General features: G+C 50.9%; 14 protein-coding genes. 8 read left to right on the forward strand and 6 right to left on the reverse strand.

Annotated features, from left to right (window positions below; genetic code table 11):
• Positions 1–281: 281 nt before the first annotated feature.
• From LDN30_RS09260 to rsmA, 5 genes are all read right to left on the reverse strand, one after another.
• A complete protein-coding gene (locus LDN30_RS09260) occupies positions 282–1,619 on the reverse strand; it encodes a DUF2130 domain-containing protein (protein ID WP_223926364.1) in 1,338 nt (445 codons plus the stop codon).
• Positions 1,620–1,638: 19 nt separating this feature from the next.
• A complete protein-coding gene (locus LDN30_RS09265) occupies positions 1,639–1,782 on the reverse strand; it encodes a DUF1016 N-terminal domain-containing protein (protein WP_223926365.1) in 144 nt (47 codons plus the stop codon).
• 133 nt (positions 1,783–1,915) lie between these two features.
• Complete coding sequence (locus LDN30_RS09270; protein WP_223926366.1) at positions 1,916–2,947, reverse strand: PDDEXK nuclease domain-containing protein; 1,032 nt, start codon at positions 2,945–2,947, stop codon at positions 1,916–1,918.
• Between the two features lie 686 nt (positions 2,948–3,633).
• The gene (gene aroB, locus LDN30_RS09275) at positions 3,634–4,683 is read right to left on the reverse strand and encodes a 3-dehydroquinate synthase (protein WP_223926367.1); all 1,050 of its coding nucleotides are present in this window, start codon (positions 4,681–4,683) and stop codon (positions 3,634–3,636) included.
• A 364-nt stretch (positions 4,684–5,047) separates the two neighbouring features.
• The gene (gene rsmA / locus LDN30_RS09280; RefSeq protein WP_223926368.1) at positions 5,048–5,845 is read right to left on the reverse strand and encodes a 16S rRNA (adenine(1518)-N(6)/adenine(1519)-N(6))-dimethyltransferase RsmA; all 798 of its coding nucleotides are present in this window, start codon (positions 5,843–5,845) and stop codon (positions 5,048–5,050) included.
• Between the two features lie 144 nt (positions 5,846–5,989).
• On the opposite strand from rsmA, the gene LDN30_RS09285 reads away from it, so the two are divergent.
• The 5 genes from LDN30_RS09285 to LDN30_RS09305 all read left to right on the forward strand — a co-directional run bounded on the left by LDN30_RS09285 (position 5,990) and on the right by LDN30_RS09305 (position 11,914).
• Entirely contained in the window at positions 5,990–7,042 is a 1,053-nt protein-coding gene (locus LDN30_RS09285; RefSeq protein WP_223926369.1) for a lysylphosphatidylglycerol synthase transmembrane domain-containing protein, read from the forward strand.
• Between the two features lie 26 nt (positions 7,043–7,068).
• A complete protein-coding gene (locus LDN30_RS09290) occupies positions 7,069–8,523 on the forward strand; it encodes an aminoacyl-histidine dipeptidase (protein ID WP_223926370.1) in 1,455 nt (484 codons plus the stop codon).
• A 3-nt stretch (positions 8,524–8,526) separates the two neighbouring features.
• Positions 8,527–8,700: a hypothetical protein gene (locus LDN30_RS09295; protein ID WP_223926371.1), complete on the forward strand. Its 174-nt coding sequence runs from the start codon at positions 8,527–8,529 to the stop codon at positions 8,698–8,700.
• 189 nt (positions 8,701–8,889) lie between these two features.
• Positions 8,890–9,816 carry a magnesium transporter CorA family protein gene (locus LDN30_RS09300; protein ID WP_223926372.1) on the forward strand — a complete coding sequence of 309 codons (927 nt, stop codon included), beginning with the start codon at positions 8,890–8,892 and terminating at the stop codon, positions 9,814–9,816.
• 154 nt (positions 9,817–9,970) lie between these two features.
• Complete coding sequence (locus tag LDN30_RS09305; protein ID WP_223926960.1) at positions 9,971–11,914, forward strand: DUF349 domain-containing protein; 1,944 nt, start codon at positions 9,971–9,973, stop codon at positions 11,912–11,914.
• 13 nt (positions 11,915–11,927) lie between these two features.
• On the opposite strand, the gene LDN30_RS09310 is transcribed toward LDN30_RS09305, so the two are convergent.
• A complete protein-coding gene (locus LDN30_RS09310; RefSeq protein ID WP_223926373.1) occupies positions 11,928–12,410 on the reverse strand; it encodes an HU family DNA-binding protein in 483 nt (160 codons plus the stop codon).
• A gap of 743 nt (positions 12,411–13,153) precedes the next feature.
• Here LDN30_RS09310 and rimP point away from each other — a divergent pair.
• From rimP to infB, 3 genes are all read left to right on the forward strand, one after another.
• On the forward strand, positions 13,154–13,630 hold the full coding sequence (rimP, locus tag LDN30_RS09315; protein ID WP_223929324.1) for a ribosome assembly cofactor RimP: 477 nt from the start codon (positions 13,154–13,156) through the stop codon (positions 13,628–13,630).
• Between the two features lie 3 nt (positions 13,631–13,633).
• Positions 13,634–14,902, forward strand: coding sequence for a transcription termination factor NusA (gene nusA, locus LDN30_RS09320; RefSeq protein ID WP_223929325.1), 1,269 nt, complete (start codon positions 13,634–13,636; stop codon positions 14,900–14,902).
• A gap of 151 nt (positions 14,903–15,053) precedes the next feature.
• A complete protein-coding gene (gene infB, locus LDN30_RS09325) occupies positions 15,054–18,083 on the forward strand; it encodes a translation initiation factor IF-2 (protein WP_223929326.1) in 3,030 nt (1,009 codons plus the stop codon).
• The last annotated feature ends 7 nt before the right edge of the window (positions 18,084–18,090 follow it).

Raw genomic sequence — 18,090 nt, forward strand, 5'->3', positions numbered from 1 at the left:
GTGTCTATGTTTCACTTTATTTAATATAGCAACCCAATCTTAATATGTGCAAACGATTACCATAAAATATTAAAAGAAAGTTTGGAAATCTACGACAGCATACAGGAATAATAGACAACTGGATTCCACTCCTTTTCCCGAGCCATCCTAATTCACGAATCAATTCATAAATAATTCGTGCACAATTCGTGGAAATTCGCGTAAAAAGAGGCGAAACCATTATTAATCGTTGCTCCTTAAACACGAATCATCACGAATTGAACACGAATTATTCGTAAGTTTTATTCTTCGTCATTATCGGTATTGCCAGACGACTTTCTTGCCTCCTCAAACTTCGCTTTCATAGTCGGATTCTTGTAGGTGAGCTTGCGGATGGTAAGCTCATCGGTGTCCTTATTGGCGAGGCGCAGGTTGTTCTCTGAACTGACGAGCTCGTCGCGCACCTTCTGTAACTTCTTGATTGTGGCATCGATATCGTCGATGGCAGCCTGATATTTCTTCGCAGCCATCTGGTAATGACCGAGGAACTTACCTTTGAAAGTTTCTAATTTTGCCTCGAAATTGGTCACATCTACACTTTGGCTGCGTGCTATCTGGAGTTGACGCTGATATTCGACGCTTTTCTTTGACGTACTGACCAACAGCGTAATGATGGGTATGAAGAACTGAGGACGGATGACATACATCTTCGGATAGCGGTAGCTCACGTCGACTATTCCGTTGTTATAGAGTTCATTATCCGGTTCGAGCATTGACACGAGCACGGCATACTCACAGTGTTTCTTGTTGCGGTCGTCATCAAGTTTCTTGAAGAAGTCCTCGTTCTTGTGTTTCTTGCCGCCATTTTCAAGTTCGTTTTTCATCTCGAACATGATTGAGATGTACTCTATTCCATCCGCCGTATCGCGGAAGATAAAGTCGCCCTTTGAACCTTCCGAGGCATCATTGTCCTTCTCGAACGACGCCGATGGGTAAGCACTCCTCAGATTGGTGTTGTAGAGTGTCCAGCAATGCTGCTCCAGCGACTCGCCAATCATCTTTGTTGTCATGCGGACCTTCATATCCTTATAATATTCCACCTGCTCCTGAGCCTGCTTCAATCTCAGTTCGTAGCTATCCTTCAGACTGTTAGCCCGCATAAGAGCCTCCGTCTTGTCGGATTCAATCTTAGCCTTGAGCCGTGCAATATCGTTATCCTTCTGTTGCAGTTCGTCCTTGGCACGATTCTGTTCCTGGAGGATGGCAACCTTCCTGTCGCTGTCGTTCCTGTCTATCTGTGCCCTGAGCTCAGCAATAATCTGGTCCTTCGAGTTCAGTTGCTTACCATATTCCACGGCAGCCTTCTGGCTCATACCGTTCAGCTGCTCCGTCAGCCGGGCTATCTCAGCGTCCTTCTTGCCGAGGCTGACATCCTTTGCCGCAAGCTTACTCTGGAAAGTCTGCTCAGCTTTCAGTCCTTCGGCCTCCTGCTGGGCTTTCTGTTTCTCGGCCATATCGTGGAGCCTTTTCTCGAGTTCACGGTCAAACTCCTTGTTCTTCACTTGGCTGAGGATAGCAGCATATCCAGCCTCATCAACGGTAAAAGTCTTGCCACAATTAGGGCATTTCAGTTCTCTCATATTCCTGTCTCCTTTTTATTTACGATGCAAAATTACAATTCAACAATGTCCTCACGCTCCATGTCTGCCCGACGGCTTCCTTGGCATACCACTCACTGGCATCATCGTCTGACACCTGCAAAAGGATGCGGTAATGCGACCATATCGGACAGCAACTGACCATAGGGTCTTTTATTGGTTAATTCCTTCCTCATAAGTTCCTCGTTTTCGCCTCCACAGCATCAGAAACAATGTTCCGCTATCTCCGTTTCGGTTCACATCACGACAGCGCTTCGCTCACGGACGACAGCCGGAAGCTATTTTTCCTGATTGTCGGCCAATCTCTTGACCTTATTAATCTGCTCGATGAGCTGGTCGGACGTAGGAAGATACAACTGGTACTTACTTGCAAGGATTGTCTTATTATTTTCGGGTAGCGAAAGCCGCACAGCCGTATCGTTCTTGTCTGTGCACAACAGTATTCCGATGGTAGGATTCTCGTCGGGTTGCTTCTCGTAGCGGTCGTAATAATTGACATATAGTTGCAACTGCCCCAAGTCCTGATGTGTCAGCTTGTGAGTCTTCAATTCTACAACGACGAAGGATCGCAACAGCCGGTTATAAAACACGAGGTCCGCGAAATACTCATCATCCTCGATAAGCAGTCTTTTCTGTCGTGCGACAAATGAAAATCCTTTACCCAACTCAAGGAGGAAATCAGCTATATGTGAGATGAGCGCGCCCTCCAGGTCCTTCTCATAATAAGCCGGATTCTTCTCCAGTCCGAGAAACTCCAAGACCATCGGGTCCTTGATTATCTCCAGTGGAGACTCTGGCGTGCGCTCCTTCCGCGCCACAGCCAAGACGCTCTCCTTGTCATTACTCATCAGCAGCCGCTCATACAGCATCGAGTTGATTTGCCGCTCCAGCTGGCGTTTAGACCAACCCTCATTGACAGCTTCAAGCTGATAATATTCCCTTTTATCCTTATCCAGAATAGCGATAAGCAGTTTATACTGAGACCAGTTCAATTGCGAACACAGTGTATTCGCAATTGGGTAAGTACGATAAAATTGGCGGCACATTTCCAATTGTCTCACCGAGAACCCACTTCCATAAGCTGGTGCGAGATTCTTTGACAATGTCCGCAAAAGGAACGAGCCATAATCGGCACGGTCTTTTCCCTGCTGTTCCTTCTCGAATATTCGCTTTCCGATATTCCAGTACATGAGCACACGGGTATTATCGATACTTCGGGCTGCATGATTACGGGCCTGATCAATAATCCCCCGTATTTCATCGACAAACTCCTTTATGTTGCCATTCGATAAGCTGCGATTATCTTCCATCCTCACAATTATGTTTGATTGAACTTACATGTCCCAAAGGTACGACTTTTTTTCGATGAAATGAGCATCAATCGAAGAAAATATTCTTCAGGAAGCAGTTTTTCTTTGGACCGGTCGGAGATTATAGGACAATTCAGAATTCCGCGTGGAAGGCATTGCCTATCAGGGCATTGGAACCGCGGGAATGAAGGGCGGACGATGCGAAAACCGGCGGATGCAAACCGAATTCATTTCATGGCTGCAATGATGTACATATCAATATAACACATTCCACATTTCTATCACTAATTGTTGGCCATAGCGAGGGGGAAAGAGCATAGCCAAATATGTAATAATCTTTCATGTATTTTTATGTCTTTCAAACACGGTCTTTTAGATTGCAAAAAGCGACGGAAATGGTATCAGACAGGGGTAAAAACGAGAACGAAATGCGAAACGGTCCGTTTCGGAAGATGATTCAGTCCGTTTCAGGATGCGAAACCTACCGTTTCATAATGCAAAACGGCCTCTTTTGCAAGCCCCAAAACGGCCTTTCGGGATGGTTTTTGGGGCCGACGAAAATAAGAAAAGCGACAAGTCGCTGAGCAACAACAACTTAGCAAATCGGCTGAAAATCGCGTATTTCACTCCCGGTAGCCACCCGAAGAATTGTGCGCGATTCTCAGCCGACCTTTTGTCATGATAAATCAGCCCTCGCGAAAGAAGTCGAGAGCCTCCTTGACCTCCTCCTCGCTGATAGTCTGGTCGATGTGTATATCGCCGACACCGGCAAGGAGAGTGACATTAATTTCGTTGCCCGTGTTCTTCTTGTCGTGGTGCATGAGCTCGATGAGCCGCGGATAGTCGTCGCAGGTAATGGCAAACTGTCCGTAGTTCTCGCGGATATACGTCACCGTCTGGCGGAGTTTGTCCTGCGGGAATCCCTCCCTGACGGCACTGAGGTAGAGCTCCGGGATGAGTCCGAAGGCCACGGCATAGCCATGGAGCAACGGTTCCGGCGTAGCAAGAGAGAAACTCTCGAAGGCATGTCCGAAGGTGTGACCGAGGTTAAGGGCCTTGCGGATGCCTTTCTCACGGGGGTCCTCGTCGACGATACGCTCCTTCACCTTCACGCTCTGGCCGAGCATGACGGCGAGTTTGTGGAGGTCGGGACGACTGATATCGAAGTTGACGAGCTCGGCCCAGTGCTTCTCGTCGGAGATAAGACCATGCTTGAGCATCTCGGCATAACCCGACCGGATGTTCTTATCGTCGAGGGTCTTGAGGAACTGTGTGTTCAGAATGACGCAGTTGGCATCGTTGAAAACGCCAATCTCGTTCTTCAGTCCGCCGAAGTTGATGCCGGTCTTTCCGCCGACACTGGCATCGACCATCGCCAGGAGGGTCGTCGGCACATTGATAAAGTTCAGTCCGCGCTTGAATGTCGACGCAGCGAAACCGCCGAGGTCGGTGACCATGCCGCCACCGAGGTTGATGATGCAGGAATGACGCGTGGCACCACCCTCCTGCAACAGCTTCCACACGCTGACGAGCGAGTCGAGATTCTTGTTGATGTCGGTGGCACCGATGGTTATCAGTCGGGCACCGTGAAGGCAGAAGAAATCCTTCACCTTGGGCCAGCACTTCTCCGTTGTGGTCGTGTCGGCAATGACGAATATGCGGTCGTGCTCACACTCGGTGAGCGCCGTAGCCAGTTCTGTCTCAAAATTCCGTGAAATAATAATTCTCTGCTCCATAACATCTAATCTTTATACACATGCAAATATAACCATTTTATATTAGCGGAGCAACATGTGCAAGTCGTTTTTTAACAACCTTTTACTAAGAATTTCCGATTATTGCGCACAACACATTGGCTGTGTGCAATGTTCATAACGTAAACGAAAGGTATCAGATTGTAAGCACCCGAATCATTCCCCCATTCTGGAGCCTCCCCGCCCACAAATCCTATATCTCGCAATCAAGGCCTATAATAGCCTATCCCGCACTGTAGATTCCTATCAAAGCCTCAGGCATCCTATCTTCCTCAGCCCCTATCAAAGCCTATTCCACCCTATAGCCCTCTATCAAGGCCGTTGCGGCCCCATCGAGCCGCAGTCCTCAAAGGATTACTGCCGCAATCTGGTTGGTAAGTTCTACGAACTGCGCAATGGTCAGCTGCTCAGGGCGCCGCGTCATAATTTCCTGCTCGTAGAATCCGGCTGAGGGCTGATGGTCGGCCGAGAACATCTGGCGGATGCTCACGCGCAGCATCTTCCGCCGCTGGTTGAAGACCGTCTTGACGAGCCGACGGAACAGCGGCCAGTCGCAGCCGAGGTCGGTGGTGGCATTGCGCGTCATGCGGATGACGGCACTCTTAACCTTTGGGGGCGGATTGAAGACATTCTCGTCGACGGTGAAGAGATACTCCACATCATACCAGGCCTGAATGAGAATCGACAGGATGCCATAAGTCTTGCTGCCGGGCTCGGCGGCGATACGCTGGGCCACCTCACGCTGAATCATTCCCGTGCAGCAGGGAATGAGGTCCTTATTGTCGAGCATCTTGAAGAAAATCTGACTCGATATGTCGTAAGGGTAGTTGCCCGTGAGAACAAACTGACGACCGCCAAAGACCTGCGTGAGGTCCATCTGGAGGAAATCCTCGCCAAGGATATTGTCGCGGAGCTTGGGAAAGTGCTCCTGGAGGTAGGCCACACTCTCGCGGTCGATCTCCACAGCCTTCACTTCGCGCGGCTTCTCCACAAGATACTGCGTCAGCACACCCATGCCGGGGCCAATCTCCAGGACGGGAATGGAGGGGCAGGCATCAACGGTGTCGGCTATGCGGCGCGCAATGTCGAGGTCGGTGAGGAAATGTTGTCCAAGATTCTTTTTCGGTCGTACTCGTTTTACCATATCAGTCTTATTTTTTGCAAAGATAGTTCAAAGGAGCGAGACGGCAAAGAAAAAAGTACAATATTGACTGACAAGGTGAGGAAAAAGCGGAAAATATTTTGTTTTTTCTTTTAATTCCATTACTTTTGCATAATTATAACGACAATGAATACAAAGAAAACAGTACGCAACAGCCTGAAGATTGCGCTGCCCCTGATTCTCGGCGGCGCTATCCTCTATTGGATGTACCGCGACTTCGATTTCTCGAGCATTTCCGATGTACTGCTCCACGATATGGACTGGACATGGATGATACTGTCCTTCCCCTTCGGAATCCTGGCCATGGTTTTCCGTGGCCTGCGGTGGCGGCAGACGCTCCGCCCCGTCGGCGAGGACGCCAGGGCATCGGTGTGCGTCAACTCCATTTTTCTGTCATACGCCGTGAGCCTCATTATACCGCGCGTAGGCGAGTTTGCGCGCTGCGGGGTGCTCACCAAGCACGAGCATACCGACTTTGCCAAAGCCCTCGGCACGGTAGTCACCGAGAGGGCCGTCGACATGGTGCTGATGCTCATAATGACCGCCGCGGCACTGCTCCTGCAGGTGAAAGTGTTCGGCTCGTTCTTCTCAAAAACGGGAACGCGCCTCGACGATATTCTCAATACGTTCTCGACAACGGGATGGATAGTGACCATCGTCTGCGGTATCGCGGCCGTGGCACTGATATATATCCTGCTCCGTCAGCTGTCGTTCTACAACCGCATTAAGGAGGCCGTACACAATATATGGCTCGGAATAATATCGATAAAGGATGTCGACAGCGTGCCGCTGTTCCTGTTCTATAGCATCGGGATATGGGTGTGCTACTTTCTGCACTTCTATCTGACATTCTTCTGTTTCGACTTCACGTCGCACTTGGGAATAACCTGCGCCACGGTCTGCTTCGTCGTGGGAACGATAGCCGTCATCGTGCCGACGCCAAACGGGGCCGGTCCGTGGCATTTCTCCGTAAAGACGATGCTCGCCCTCTACGGTGTGGCGGCCACCAACGCCCTGTATTTCGTGCTCATCGTCCACACGGTGCAGACCCTGCTTATCATCGTCATGGGCATTTACGCTTGGATAAGGTTAGCGTTCATTAGCCCTGCCGACAAGACCGCAGCCGGAACGACAGACGCGACAGCAGCGGCGACGGCCACAGAGAGAAAGAAAAATTAATCAAGAATATTATCAACGAATCTATTATGAGTGAAATTGCAAATCTTAAACCCGCGCAGATTTGGCGCAACTTTGACGCACTGACACAAGTGCCTCGTCCTTCAGGACATTTGGAGAAAGTACAGCAGTTCCTCCTCGACTTCGCTATGCGCGTCGGCGTGGAGGCTTTCAAGGATGCCGGTGGCAACATCGTCATGCGCAAAAAAGCCACGCCAGGCTATGAGAACCGCAAGACCATGCTGCTCCAGGCCCACATGGACATGGTGCCGCAGAAGGCTCCCGACAGCAGTCATAACTTCGAGACCGACCCGATAGAAACCTACATCGAGGACGGATGGGTGCACGCCAAGGGCACTACGCTCGGTTCCGACGACGGTATCGGTGTGGCAGCCATCATGGGAATCATGGAGGACAACGACCTCAAGCACGGTCCCGTGGAGGCTCTCATCACCCGCGACGAGGAGACAGGCATGTTCGGTGCCAACGAACTGCCCGAGGGTGAGCTGCAGGCCGACATGTATCTGAACCTCGACTCCGAGACATGGGGCAACTTCACCATCGGTTCGGCAGGAGGTATCGACATCACTGCCACACTACAATATAAAGAGGTGGAAAACGATCAGGAGGCTGCCGTCCGCGTAACGCTGAAAGGTTTGCGCGGCGGACACTCCGGACTCGAAATCAATGAGGGGCGCGCCAACGCCAACAAGGAGATGGTAAGGCTCGTGCGCAAGGCCGTGGCCGGTCTCGGTGCGCGTCTCGCAGGATGGGAAGGCGGCAACATGCGCAATGCCATTCCGTTCAAGGCTGAGGTCGTGCTCGCCCTGCCAGCAGCACAGGTGGAGCCTCTGAAGAAGATGGTCGCTGACCAGAAAGCCGCCATCGAGGACGAATTCAAGACCATCGAGCACGATGTGGAGTTCTTCGTCGAGGACATCGAGAAACCCGCAACGCTCGTGCCACAGGAGATTCAGGACAATCTCATCGACGCTATCTACGCCTGCCACAACGGCGTTGTGCGCATGATACCGGTCAAACCGAACGTCGTCGAGACTTCGTCGAATCTGGCCATAATCCACATCGGAGGCGGCGAGGCATCGATAAAGATTCTCGCACGCTCCAGCCGCGAGGACATGAAGATGTATGTTGCCGAGCAGCTCGAGAGCTGTTTCAACATGGCGGGAATGAAGACCGTCTTCAGCGGCAGCTACGGCGGCTGGGACCCGAATCCCGACAGTGAGCTCTTAGCCCTGCTGCGCAAGGTATACAAGGAGCAGAACGGCAAGGACGCGACGGTCGTTGTCGACCACGCCGGACTCGAATGCTCCGTAATCCTCGGCAAGTATCCTAACCTCGACGTTGTGTCGTTAGGTCCGACGCTGCGCAGCCCGCACACGACGAACGAGCGTTTCGAGATTGCCACGGCAGAGCCTTTCTGGAATCTGCTCACGGCCGTACTCGAACAGGTACCCGAAAAGTAAGACATGCCGTCAAAGGCCGGCCGGCGCACAACCATCTCCACACCAACTTTAAGAGCCGTGGAGGGTGAGCCGGCCTACCGGCGGCTGGCTGTCGGAACCCGGAACAGCCCCACCCTACCCGCACAACGACCGGGAGCCAAACGGCAACGGCTGACGGGAGACAGCCTGACATTGTAATAAATATTTTAAATCTATTGTTTTGCAGTTCAAACTTAAAATATTACCTTTGCACCCGTAAACCAAAAAATTATTTAGAAAATGGACGATTATCACGCGGCAGACTTGAATTTTTAGCGTGAGGATTACCCCCTGAAAGGCTGATCCCCACTGAAATAATTGTTTGCCAAAACATTGGAGATTAGCGCAATGAAGACTTTTTGGAATATAAGCGGAAGCTTAAATGCCATCAACGAATGGCAACCTAACTGCTGGATACAGGTTACATGCCCTACGGAGCAGGAACAGCAGGAACTTGAGGACACTTATCACATTCCCGACTACTTCCTCGGCGATATCGCCGATACCGACGAGCGGGCCCGATACGAATACGACGACGGATGGATGCTCATCATCCTGCGTATCCCCTACGTCAAGGAAATTCGCTCGCGGACTCCATATACTACCGTGCCGTTGGGTATCATACACAAGCGCGACGTCACTATCACGGTGTGCAATTTCGAGACCAACATGATGATCGACTTCGTAAGCTACCAGCAGAAGAGGAATGTGGGATTCACCGACTATGTCGACATGATTTTCCGGCTTTTCCTCTCGTCGGCCGTATGGTACCTGAAACGACTCAAACAGATAAACACCCTCATCGAGAAAGCCAAGCGGAATCTCGACAAGGAGGTCAACAACGAAAGTCTTATAGGACTGTCGAGGCTGCAGGACTCGCTAACATATTTCATCACATCAATCCGTGGCAACGAGAATCTGCTGCAAAAGCTGAAATTCAAGTTGCAGGTCGACGAGCTCGACACTGACCTTATAGAAGATGTGAACATCGAGATGAACCAGGCCAGGGAGACGACAAATATCTACTCCGACATTCTGGAATCGACGATGGACACCTATTCGAGCATCATCAACAACAACATGAACACGGTGATGCGTACCCTCACGTCGGTGTCGATAATCATGATGCTGCCAACACTCATAACGTCTGCGTTCGGCATGAACCTCATCAACGGACTCGAAAACAGTCCGTGGGGATTCCCGATAGCGATGATTATAAGTATTGTAGTGTCCATTGCTACGTGGATGATACTGCGGCATAAACGCTTGATTTGACAATAATATTAAAAAAATCACAAAAAAATTAGGATTTAAGAAACTTTTTCACTAAGTTTGCACCGAATTATTTAATTCGTGAATTTTGTTTCGCCTCATGCCCGTAAGTGCTGAAGCGGACAAGTGAATACTATTCCCATAAACTAAACAGTAAATTATGGACTCTCAAGACAACACCCTGGACAAGGGCACTGAAGAAGTGAAGCAGACAGAACAAGTTGAAAACCAAACCGAGGAGACAGCAAATGCTGAGGTGAAGGCAGAGGCCGCAGACGCCACTGCCAAAGAGGAGACTCCCGCAACGGCGACCGCTGAGACCGCCGGGAGCAGCGAGACTGCACCGGAAAAGCCCAAGGAGGCTCCGACGGCTGATGCTGACGACCCTGCAAAGAAGGTTTACAACTCGAAGAAAGAGGTCATCGAAAGACTGAAGGACATCGTCGCCAGCGACGAGACACCCGACAAGGCTGAGGTTGACCACCTGAAAACGACTTTCTACAAACTGCACTTCACCGAACGCGACAAGAAGCAGAAAGAATACCTCGAGGCCGGTGGTGACCCGGAGAAATATCAGATCACACCCGACGAGGACGAGGAAGTGTTCAAGGCCGAGATGAGTGTTATCAAGGAGAAACGACAGAAAGCGTTCCTCGCCCTTGAGGAGGAAAAACAGAAAAACCTCAAGAGAAAGGAAGAGATATTAGAGAAAATAAAGCAGATGTCGGCTACGCCGGAAGAGGCCAACAAGTCGTACAACGACTTCAAGGCCCTGCAGCAGGAGTGGAAAACGATTAAAAACGTTCCCGCCGAGAAGGCTAACGAGCTGTGGCACAACTATCAGCTGCACGTCGAGCAGTTCTACGACATGCTGAACCTGAACCGTGAGGCGCGCGAATATGACTTCAAGAAGAACCTCGAGGCAAAGGAAAAACTCTGCGAGGCTGCGGAGAAACTTGCCGACGAGCCCGATGTCATCAGCGCCTTCCACCAGCTTCAGGACCTCCATCAGCAGTATCGCGAGATAGGACCGGTAGCCAAGGAGCTCAGAGAGCAGATTTGGGCCCGCTTCAAGGCTGCCAGCACCGTCATCAACAAGAAGCACCAACAGCACTTCGATGAGCTCAGGGCCAAGGAGGAAGATAACCTCAAGAGGAAGACTGAGCTCTGCGAGAAGGTTGAGGATATAGCAAAACAGAAAAACAAGAGCTCATCGGAATGGGACAAGCGGACCCAGGAGATTATCGCCATACAGAAAGAATGGAAGACGATAGGATTCGCACCGCAGAAGATGAACGTGAAGATATTTGAGCGGTTCCGCGCTGCATGCGACGACTTCTTCACCCGTAAGGCCGAATTCTTCAAGAAGATGAAGGCTCAGTTTGCCGAGAACGCCGAGAAGAAGCGCGCCCTCGTAGAGCAGGCTCAGGCTCTCACCGACTCTACCGACTGGCACTCTACAGCCGACAAGCTCATTGCTCTGCAGAAGGAATGGAAAACTATCGGCATGGTACCCCATAAACTTGGCGATAAGCTCTGGGCTGACTTCCAGACAGCTTGCAACCACTTTTTCGACGCAAGGAAGGCTGCCACAGCCGGAACACGCAATGCCGAGCGCGACAATCTGGCCAAGAAGCAGGAGGTAATAGAAAAGCTGAAGGCTCTCCTCGACAACGCCGGCGACGACGTACAGCAGAAGGTGCAGGAACTCTCGGAGGAGTTCAACAAGATTGGGCACGTGCCGTACAAGGAAAAGGACAAGGTGTACGAGAGTTATCATGCCGTCCTCGACAAGATTTATAAGGAACTGCACGTCTCTGCGGCCCGCAAGCGCGTCGAAAACTTCCGCAACAACCTCAAGAACGTGGCGGAACGCGGCAACGATGCTCTCGACAACGAGCGCGCAAGGCTCATGCGACAGTATGAGAGGCTCAAAGGCGACATCACCACCTATGAGAACAACCTCGGATTCCTCAACGTCAGCAGCAAGAAAGGCAACAGCCTCATCGACGAGATGAAGCGGCGCATACAGCGGCTGAAGGACGAGCTCGAGGAGACACGTCAGAAAATTAAGACCATCGACTCGCAGAACAAGGAGTAAGTTCTGCGAATCATCACTTCTTCGAAGGGAGTTTGACAACAGGGTGGATAGGTGAGCCTACCAGCCTGCTGTCTTCCTCTTCCCTCGGTTCCTCGGCCCACTGAATCTGAACGCCGTAGCCGAAGTCGTCAACCTTACGGTTGGTGCGCGCACTGCGCTTACCGGCAGGAACGAATTTCAATTTTATATCCGAAATATTCTTCTTAATATCGAAATCCATAGGATTATCGACAGGCTTGCTCTCAACGGCAAGATGAAAGCGGCCAAGACCGTCGACGACTACCGTATGGCCGTCGCGGAGGTTGCGCGCTATCACGTCGACAAGCTCGGTGATGAATCCTTCCACCTCACCACGGGTGAACGTTGTGGTGGCCTGAATCTCATTGGCAAGGTCGGAAGTCAGCACGTCGCCGGTATTGACGGTGCGGGCGTGCCACTTGCCGCCGTTGTTGGCATCCTTGAACTTACTCTGCTGTAAACGTATCTTTATAGCCATAACTATCTGATTGTTAGATGGTTTTAATATTTTAGACCTTGATTTGGTAACAAAGGTAGCAAAAAATAACCTAAAAACCAAAAGAAAAACAACCTATTAGACGTGAAAACGTACTGCTCTTCCATTTAGTTTCGGTCTGACATGGCATGGCTTATGCTTTGATTGCCTCTAACAGATGCTTCGTTGAGGCTATGGCATGGACGACACAAAACCGGCAATGGGATGTAAAAATAATTCACATCGTACAACCCTTCATACTGTCTTTGTATAATATTGATAATCAGAGAATTACCAATACATACCATTTGGCGTTGCAAAACAGCCCGTTTTAGGACGCGAAACGGGCCGTTTCGCAAGCTGAAACGGTCCGTTTGGGAAGCCCAAATGATAGGTTCGGGAATGGTGTAAACATATTTCAACATTGGATTGTTCTTGTGCTGCCATTTCCAAGGCATCAGGGTGCATGAAAGTATAAGCAGTGATTAGGGGCATTGGTCATCAAAGTTATACTGCAAATATCATTCCCCGTAAGAACGGAGATTTTGCAATTATTATGCCATGTCAGTCAAAGCATAATGAAAGAGCCGCTCGTGAAAAAGTGATGAAAGACAAATGAAAATAACAGTACATAACGAGAAAAGCGGCGAAATATTTGGCTTGACGCAAAAAAATTAGTAACTTTGCAGCGTTCAGAGGAATGAGGGACTTGAAAAAGTTCCTCATTTTTATTTATAACACCATTTATGATTGACAAAAACGTTGTAAAGACATTAGTTGACAAGTGGCTCGAGGACAACAGCGAAAAGGGCTATTTCCTCGTAGACATTCAGGTCGATGACGATAATAAGATTGTCGTCGAGATCGACCACAAGGACGGAGTAGTCATCGACGACTGCGTAAGTCTTAGCGAATTCATCAACGACAACCTCGACCGCGACAAGGAAGACTACGAGCTGGAGGTTGGCTCAACAGGACTCGGGCAGCCGTTCAAGGTTCCGCAGCAGTACGTCATAAACATCGGAGAAGAGGTAGAGGTGCTCGACAAAGACGGGAAAAAGGTCAAGGGCATTCTCAAAGCCGTCGACGGAAGCAACTTCACCGTTACCGTCAACGAAAAGGTTAAAGTCGAGGGAAAGAAGCGTCCAGTGAAGATGGACGTCGACCACACCTACGACATGAACGAAGTGAAATATACAAAATACATAATAAGATTCAAATAAGCTATGGCAGCAAAAAAAGATGAAGAGCAGATGCCGAACATGATTGACGTGTTCCGCGAGTTCAAGGAAACAAAGAAAATCGACCGTACGACACTCGTCAGTGTCCTCGAGGAAAGTTTCCGCACCGTACTCTCACGCATTTTTGGCTCGGATGAGAATTTCGACGTTATCGTAAACCCTGACAAGGGTGACTTCGAGATATACCGCAACCGCACTGTCGTCCCCGACGGAGAAGTGGAGGACAAGAACAAACAGATAGCACTCAAGGACGCACAGAAACTCCAGGCCGACTATGAGGTCGGCGAGGACGTGTCGGAGAAAGTCGATTTCGCCAAGTTCGGACGCAGAGCAATACTGAACCTGCGGCAGACTCTGGCCAGCAAGATTCTCGAACTCGAGCACGACGCCCTCTACAACAAATATAAGGAGCGCGTGGGCGAGGTAATCTCGGCTGAGGTTTATCAGGTTTGGAAACGCGAGGTACTGCTCGTCGACGATGAGAACAATGAGCTCATACTGCCAAAGAGCGAGCAGATTCCACACGACGTCTACCGGAAAGGTGAGACCGTCCGCGCCGTCATCCTCAGAGTGGACAACGAGAACAACAACCCGAAGATTATCCTCTCGCGCACCGACAATTCGTTCCTCGAGCGACTTCTCGAGGCTGAGGTTCCGGAAATTCAGGATGGCCTCATAGCAATAAAGAAGATTGCACGTATGCCGGGAGAGAGAGCAAAGATTGCAGTAGAGAGCTTCGACGACCGCATCGACCCGGTAGGAGCCTGCGTAGGCGTGCGCGGCAGCCGCGTACACGGTATCGTCAGAGAGCTGAACAACGAGAATATCGATGTCATCAGCTACACGACGAACACTAAGCTCTTCATCCAAAGAGCATTGTCGCCGGCAAAGGTCAGCAGTCTGAATATCGACGAGGAAGCAAAGAAGGCCGAAGTTTATCTGCAGCCGGAGGAGGTCAGCCTGGCCATAGGTAAAGGCGGACTGAACATCAAACTGGCTTCCATGCTCACCGGCTATACCATCGATGTCTTCCGCGAGGTCGACAACGCTGAGCAGGAGGAGGACATCTACCTCGATGAGTTCTCCGACGAAATAGACCAGTGGGTCATCGACGCTATAAAAGGTATCGGACTCGACACAGCAAAGCAGGTGCTCAACGCACCGAGGGAGATGCTTATCGAGAAAGCCGACCTTGAGGAAGAAACCGTCGACCACGTTCTGAAAGTGCTGAAGGCTGAATTTGCCAACGGCTAAAGAATGAAGAAAAGGTAAAAAAGGATATAGATATAGGTAAAAACCTGACAACAAGAAGAAAGATAAGAAAGAACAATAAACATAAGAAAAGACGGTAAATGAGTTGAGGGCATCCCTACCTTTTCACTTTTTTACCTTTAAAGTAAGATATATGAGTATCAGATTAAATAAAGCAATCCGTGAATTAAACATCGGACTCCAAACGGCAGTGGAGTTCTTAGAGAAGAGAAAGGAACTGGGCGAGGTGAAGGACGACCAGAACTTCAAGCTCAGCGACGCACAATACAACGCCCTCGTCAAGGCTTTCAAGAGCGACAAGGACGTTAAGGACCGTGCGGCAAACTTTCTCCAGCAGAAACAGCGGGAGAAGGAAGAGAAGAAACCGCAGAAGAAATCGACCGAGAAAGCTCAGGGCACTGTGCCCGGAGGCATTCGCCAGAAGTACAAGCCGTTAGGCAAACTGGACCTCAACAACTTGGGAAAAGGTCCCGTTACTGTTACTTCAGCTAATTCGGAGAAGAAGGAGACAGAGCAAGCTGCCGTTAGCTCTGCACCGGAAAAGACACAGGCGCAGAAGGCTCAGAATGCTGAGAACGCCCATAATGACGCAAAGCAGGTGACTGCCGAAAGCGAGAAAAAGCAGGAAGTGACCGCAGAGGCTCCAAAGGCTACCGAAGTAAAGCAGCAGGAAACTGCAAAGCCGAAGCAACAGGAGGCTAAGACAGAGGCCCCTGCAAAGGCCGAGCCTGCCAAGGCTGAAGTAAAGGCTGACAAGCCCGAGCAGCCTAAGACTGCTGAACAGCCTAAAGCTGAGGCAAATGTAAAGGCACCGAAAGATAATGCCGCTGAAAAGACAGCACAGGCTGCTGCCAGTGGAAAGGCTGCCGAGAAGACTGCTGCCCCGACAGACAGCAGTGCCAAGTCTGAGGACCAGACACAGCAGAACGCCACAAAGAAGGACAGCAACATCTTCATGACAAAGAACGAGCGGCAGATGCTCAATCAGCCGAAGATGCAGGTCCTCGGAAAAATCGACCTGAACTCGATAAACCAAAGCACACGACCAAAGAAAAAAACTAAGGAGGAGCGCCGCCGTGAGCGCGAGGAGAAAGCGCAGAACAACGGCAACCGCAAGAAGCGTGTGCGCATAAAGAACGAGCGTGTCGACATCAACGCCGCAGCAAAGCAGGCCGGAAAGAACAACAATAACAACAACGGTAACGGCGGCGGCAAAAAGAATAAGAAAAACCGCGGCCGCGGACAGAAGTCATTAGAGGTCGACGACGAGGCAGTAGCACGCCAGGTAAAGGAGACTCTGGCCCGTCTGACATCGAAGAGCCAGAACAAGAAAGGTGCAAAGTACCGTAAGGAGAAGCGTGAGGCCGTCCAGGAGAAGATCAACGCTGAGCAGAAGGCGGAGAAGAAGGAGAGCAAGACACTGAAGCTCACCGAGTTCGTTACCGTATCCGAGCTCGCAACGATGATGAACATCCCAGTAACGAAACTCATCTCCACGCTGATGAGCGTCGGTATCATGGTGTCGATCAACCAGCGTCTCGATGCTGAGACCATCAATCTCGTTGCCGATGAGTTCGGATTCAAGACCGAATATGTCAGTGCCGAGGTTCAGGAGGCCGTCAGCGAGGAGCAGGACGACGAGAACGACCTTGTGCCACGTGCACCTATCGTGACCGTCATGGGTCATGTCGACCACGGTAAGACATCGCTCCTCGACCACATCCGCAACACGAATGTCATCGCCGGTGAGGCCGGAGGTATCACCCAGCACATTGGTGCCTACAGTGTGAAACTGAAGAACGGACGGGAAATCACATTCCTCGACACCCCGGGTCATGAGGCTTTCACCGCCATGCGTGCCCGCGGAGCCCAGGTCACCGATATCGCCATAATCATCATTGCTGCCGACGACTCCGTCATGCCAACGACAAAGGAGGCTATCGCGCACTGTCAGGCCGCCGGAGTGCCAATGATCTTCGCCATCAACAAGATTGATAAGCCGGGAGCCAACCCTGACAGAATACGTGAGGACCTCGCCAATATGAACCTCCTCGTTGAGGAATGGGGTGGTAAATATCAGTGTCAGGAGATTAGCGCCAAGAAAGGTCTCGGCGTCGACGAGCTCCTTGACAAGGTCCTCCTTGAGGCCGACATGATGGATTTAAAGGCCAATCCTAACCGCAAGGCTACAGGAACAGTCATCGAGTCGAGTCTTGACAAGGGACGCGGATATGTGTCTACGGTCCTCGTTTCCAACGGAACGCTGCACGTCGGCGACATCGTGCTTGCCGGCACATGTTTCGGACGCGTGAAGGCACTGTTCAACGAGCGTAACCAGAATATCGACAACGTACAGCCCGCCGAGCCGGCAGTAATCCTCGGACTCAACGGAGCACCGACAGCCGGCGACCAGTTCCACGTCATGGACACCGAGCAGGAGGCCCGCGACATTGCCAACAAGCGTGAGCAGCTACAGCGTGAGCAGGGACTCAGAACGCAGACTCGTCTGACCCTCTCCGACATCTCGCACCGTATAGCACGCGGCGAGTTCCACGAGCTGAACATCATCGTCAAGGGCGACACCGACGGATCGGTGGAGGCACTCTCCGACTCATTCCTGAAGCTGTCGACAGAGAAGGTACAGGTGAACGTCATCAGCAAGGCTGTAGGACAGATTTCGGAGAACGATGTCATGTTGGCATCGGCTTCCGACGCCATCATCGTTGGATTCCAGGTCCGCCCGTCGGCTGATGCACGCAAGCTCGCTGACCGCGAGGGTGTCGAAATCAACACCTACTCAGTCATTTACGATGCCATCGACGATATCAAGTCGGCAATGGTCGGTATGCTTGACAAGGTGAAGAAAGAGGTCGTTACCGGCGAGATCGAGGTCAAGCAGGTATTCAAAATCTCGAAGGTCGGCACCGTTGCCGGTGGACTTGTCACCGAAGGAAAGGTGCACAACAAGGACAAGGCACGTGTCGTTCGCGACGGTATCGTACTGAAGACCGCTCCTATCGGTGCCCTGAAGCGCTACAAAGACGATGTCAAAGAGGTTGCTACAGGACTCGAGTGCGGTATCTCCCTCGTCAACAACAACGACATACAGGTCGGCGATGTTATCGAGACCTTCACCGAGATTGAGGTAGAACAGAAACTTTAGTTCCCCT

The organism is Prevotella lacticifex, assembly GCF_019973375.1.
Classification (GTDB): Bacteria; Bacteroidota; Bacteroidia; order Bacteroidales; family Bacteroidaceae; genus Prevotella; species Prevotella lacticifex.

What these genes read in the sequence shown, in the direction of transcription:
- LDN30_RS09260 (WP_223926364.1), bottom strand. Translation starts at nt 1,619, where the DNA reads ATGAGAGAACTGAAATGCCCTAATTGTGGCAAGACTTTTACCGTTGAT.
- LDN30_RS09265 (WP_223926365.1), bottom strand. Translation starts at nt 1,782, where the DNA reads ATGGTCAGTTGCTGTCCGATATGGTCGCATTACCGCATCCTTTTGCAG.
- LDN30_RS09270 (WP_223926366.1), bottom strand. Translation starts at nt 2,947, where the DNA reads ATGGAAGATAATCGCAGCTTATCGAATGGCAACATAAAGGAGTTTGTC.
- aroB (WP_223926367.1), bottom strand. Translation starts at nt 4,683, where the DNA reads ATGGAGCAGAGAATTATTATTTCACGGAATTTTGAGACAGAACTGGCT.
- rsmA (WP_223926368.1), bottom strand. Translation starts at nt 5,845, where the DNA reads ATGGTAAAACGAGTACGACCGAAAAAGAATCTTGGACAACATTTCCTC.
- LDN30_RS09285 (WP_223926369.1), top strand. Translation starts at nt 5,990, where the DNA reads ATGAATACAAAGAAAACAGTACGCAACAGCCTGAAGATTGCGCTGCCC.
- LDN30_RS09290 (WP_223926370.1), top strand. Translation starts at nt 7,069, where the DNA reads ATGAGTGAAATTGCAAATCTTAAACCCGCGCAGATTTGGCGCAACTTT.
- LDN30_RS09295 (WP_223926371.1), top strand. Translation starts at nt 8,527, where the DNA reads ATGCCGTCAAAGGCCGGCCGGCGCACAACCATCTCCACACCAACTTTA.
- LDN30_RS09300 (WP_223926372.1), top strand. Translation starts at nt 8,890, where the DNA reads ATGAAGACTTTTTGGAATATAAGCGGAAGCTTAAATGCCATCAACGAA.
- LDN30_RS09310 (WP_223926373.1), bottom strand. Translation starts at nt 12,410, where the DNA reads ATGGCTATAAAGATACGTTTACAGCAGAGTAAGTTCAAGGATGCCAAC.
- rimP (WP_223929324.1), top strand. Translation starts at nt 13,154, where the DNA reads ATGATTGACAAAAACGTTGTAAAGACATTAGTTGACAAGTGGCTCGAG.
- nusA (WP_223929325.1), top strand. Translation starts at nt 13,634, where the DNA reads ATGGCAGCAAAAAAAGATGAAGAGCAGATGCCGAACATGATTGACGTG.
- infB (WP_223929326.1), top strand. Translation starts at nt 15,054, where the DNA reads ATGAGTATCAGATTAAATAAAGCAATCCGTGAATTAAACATCGGACTC.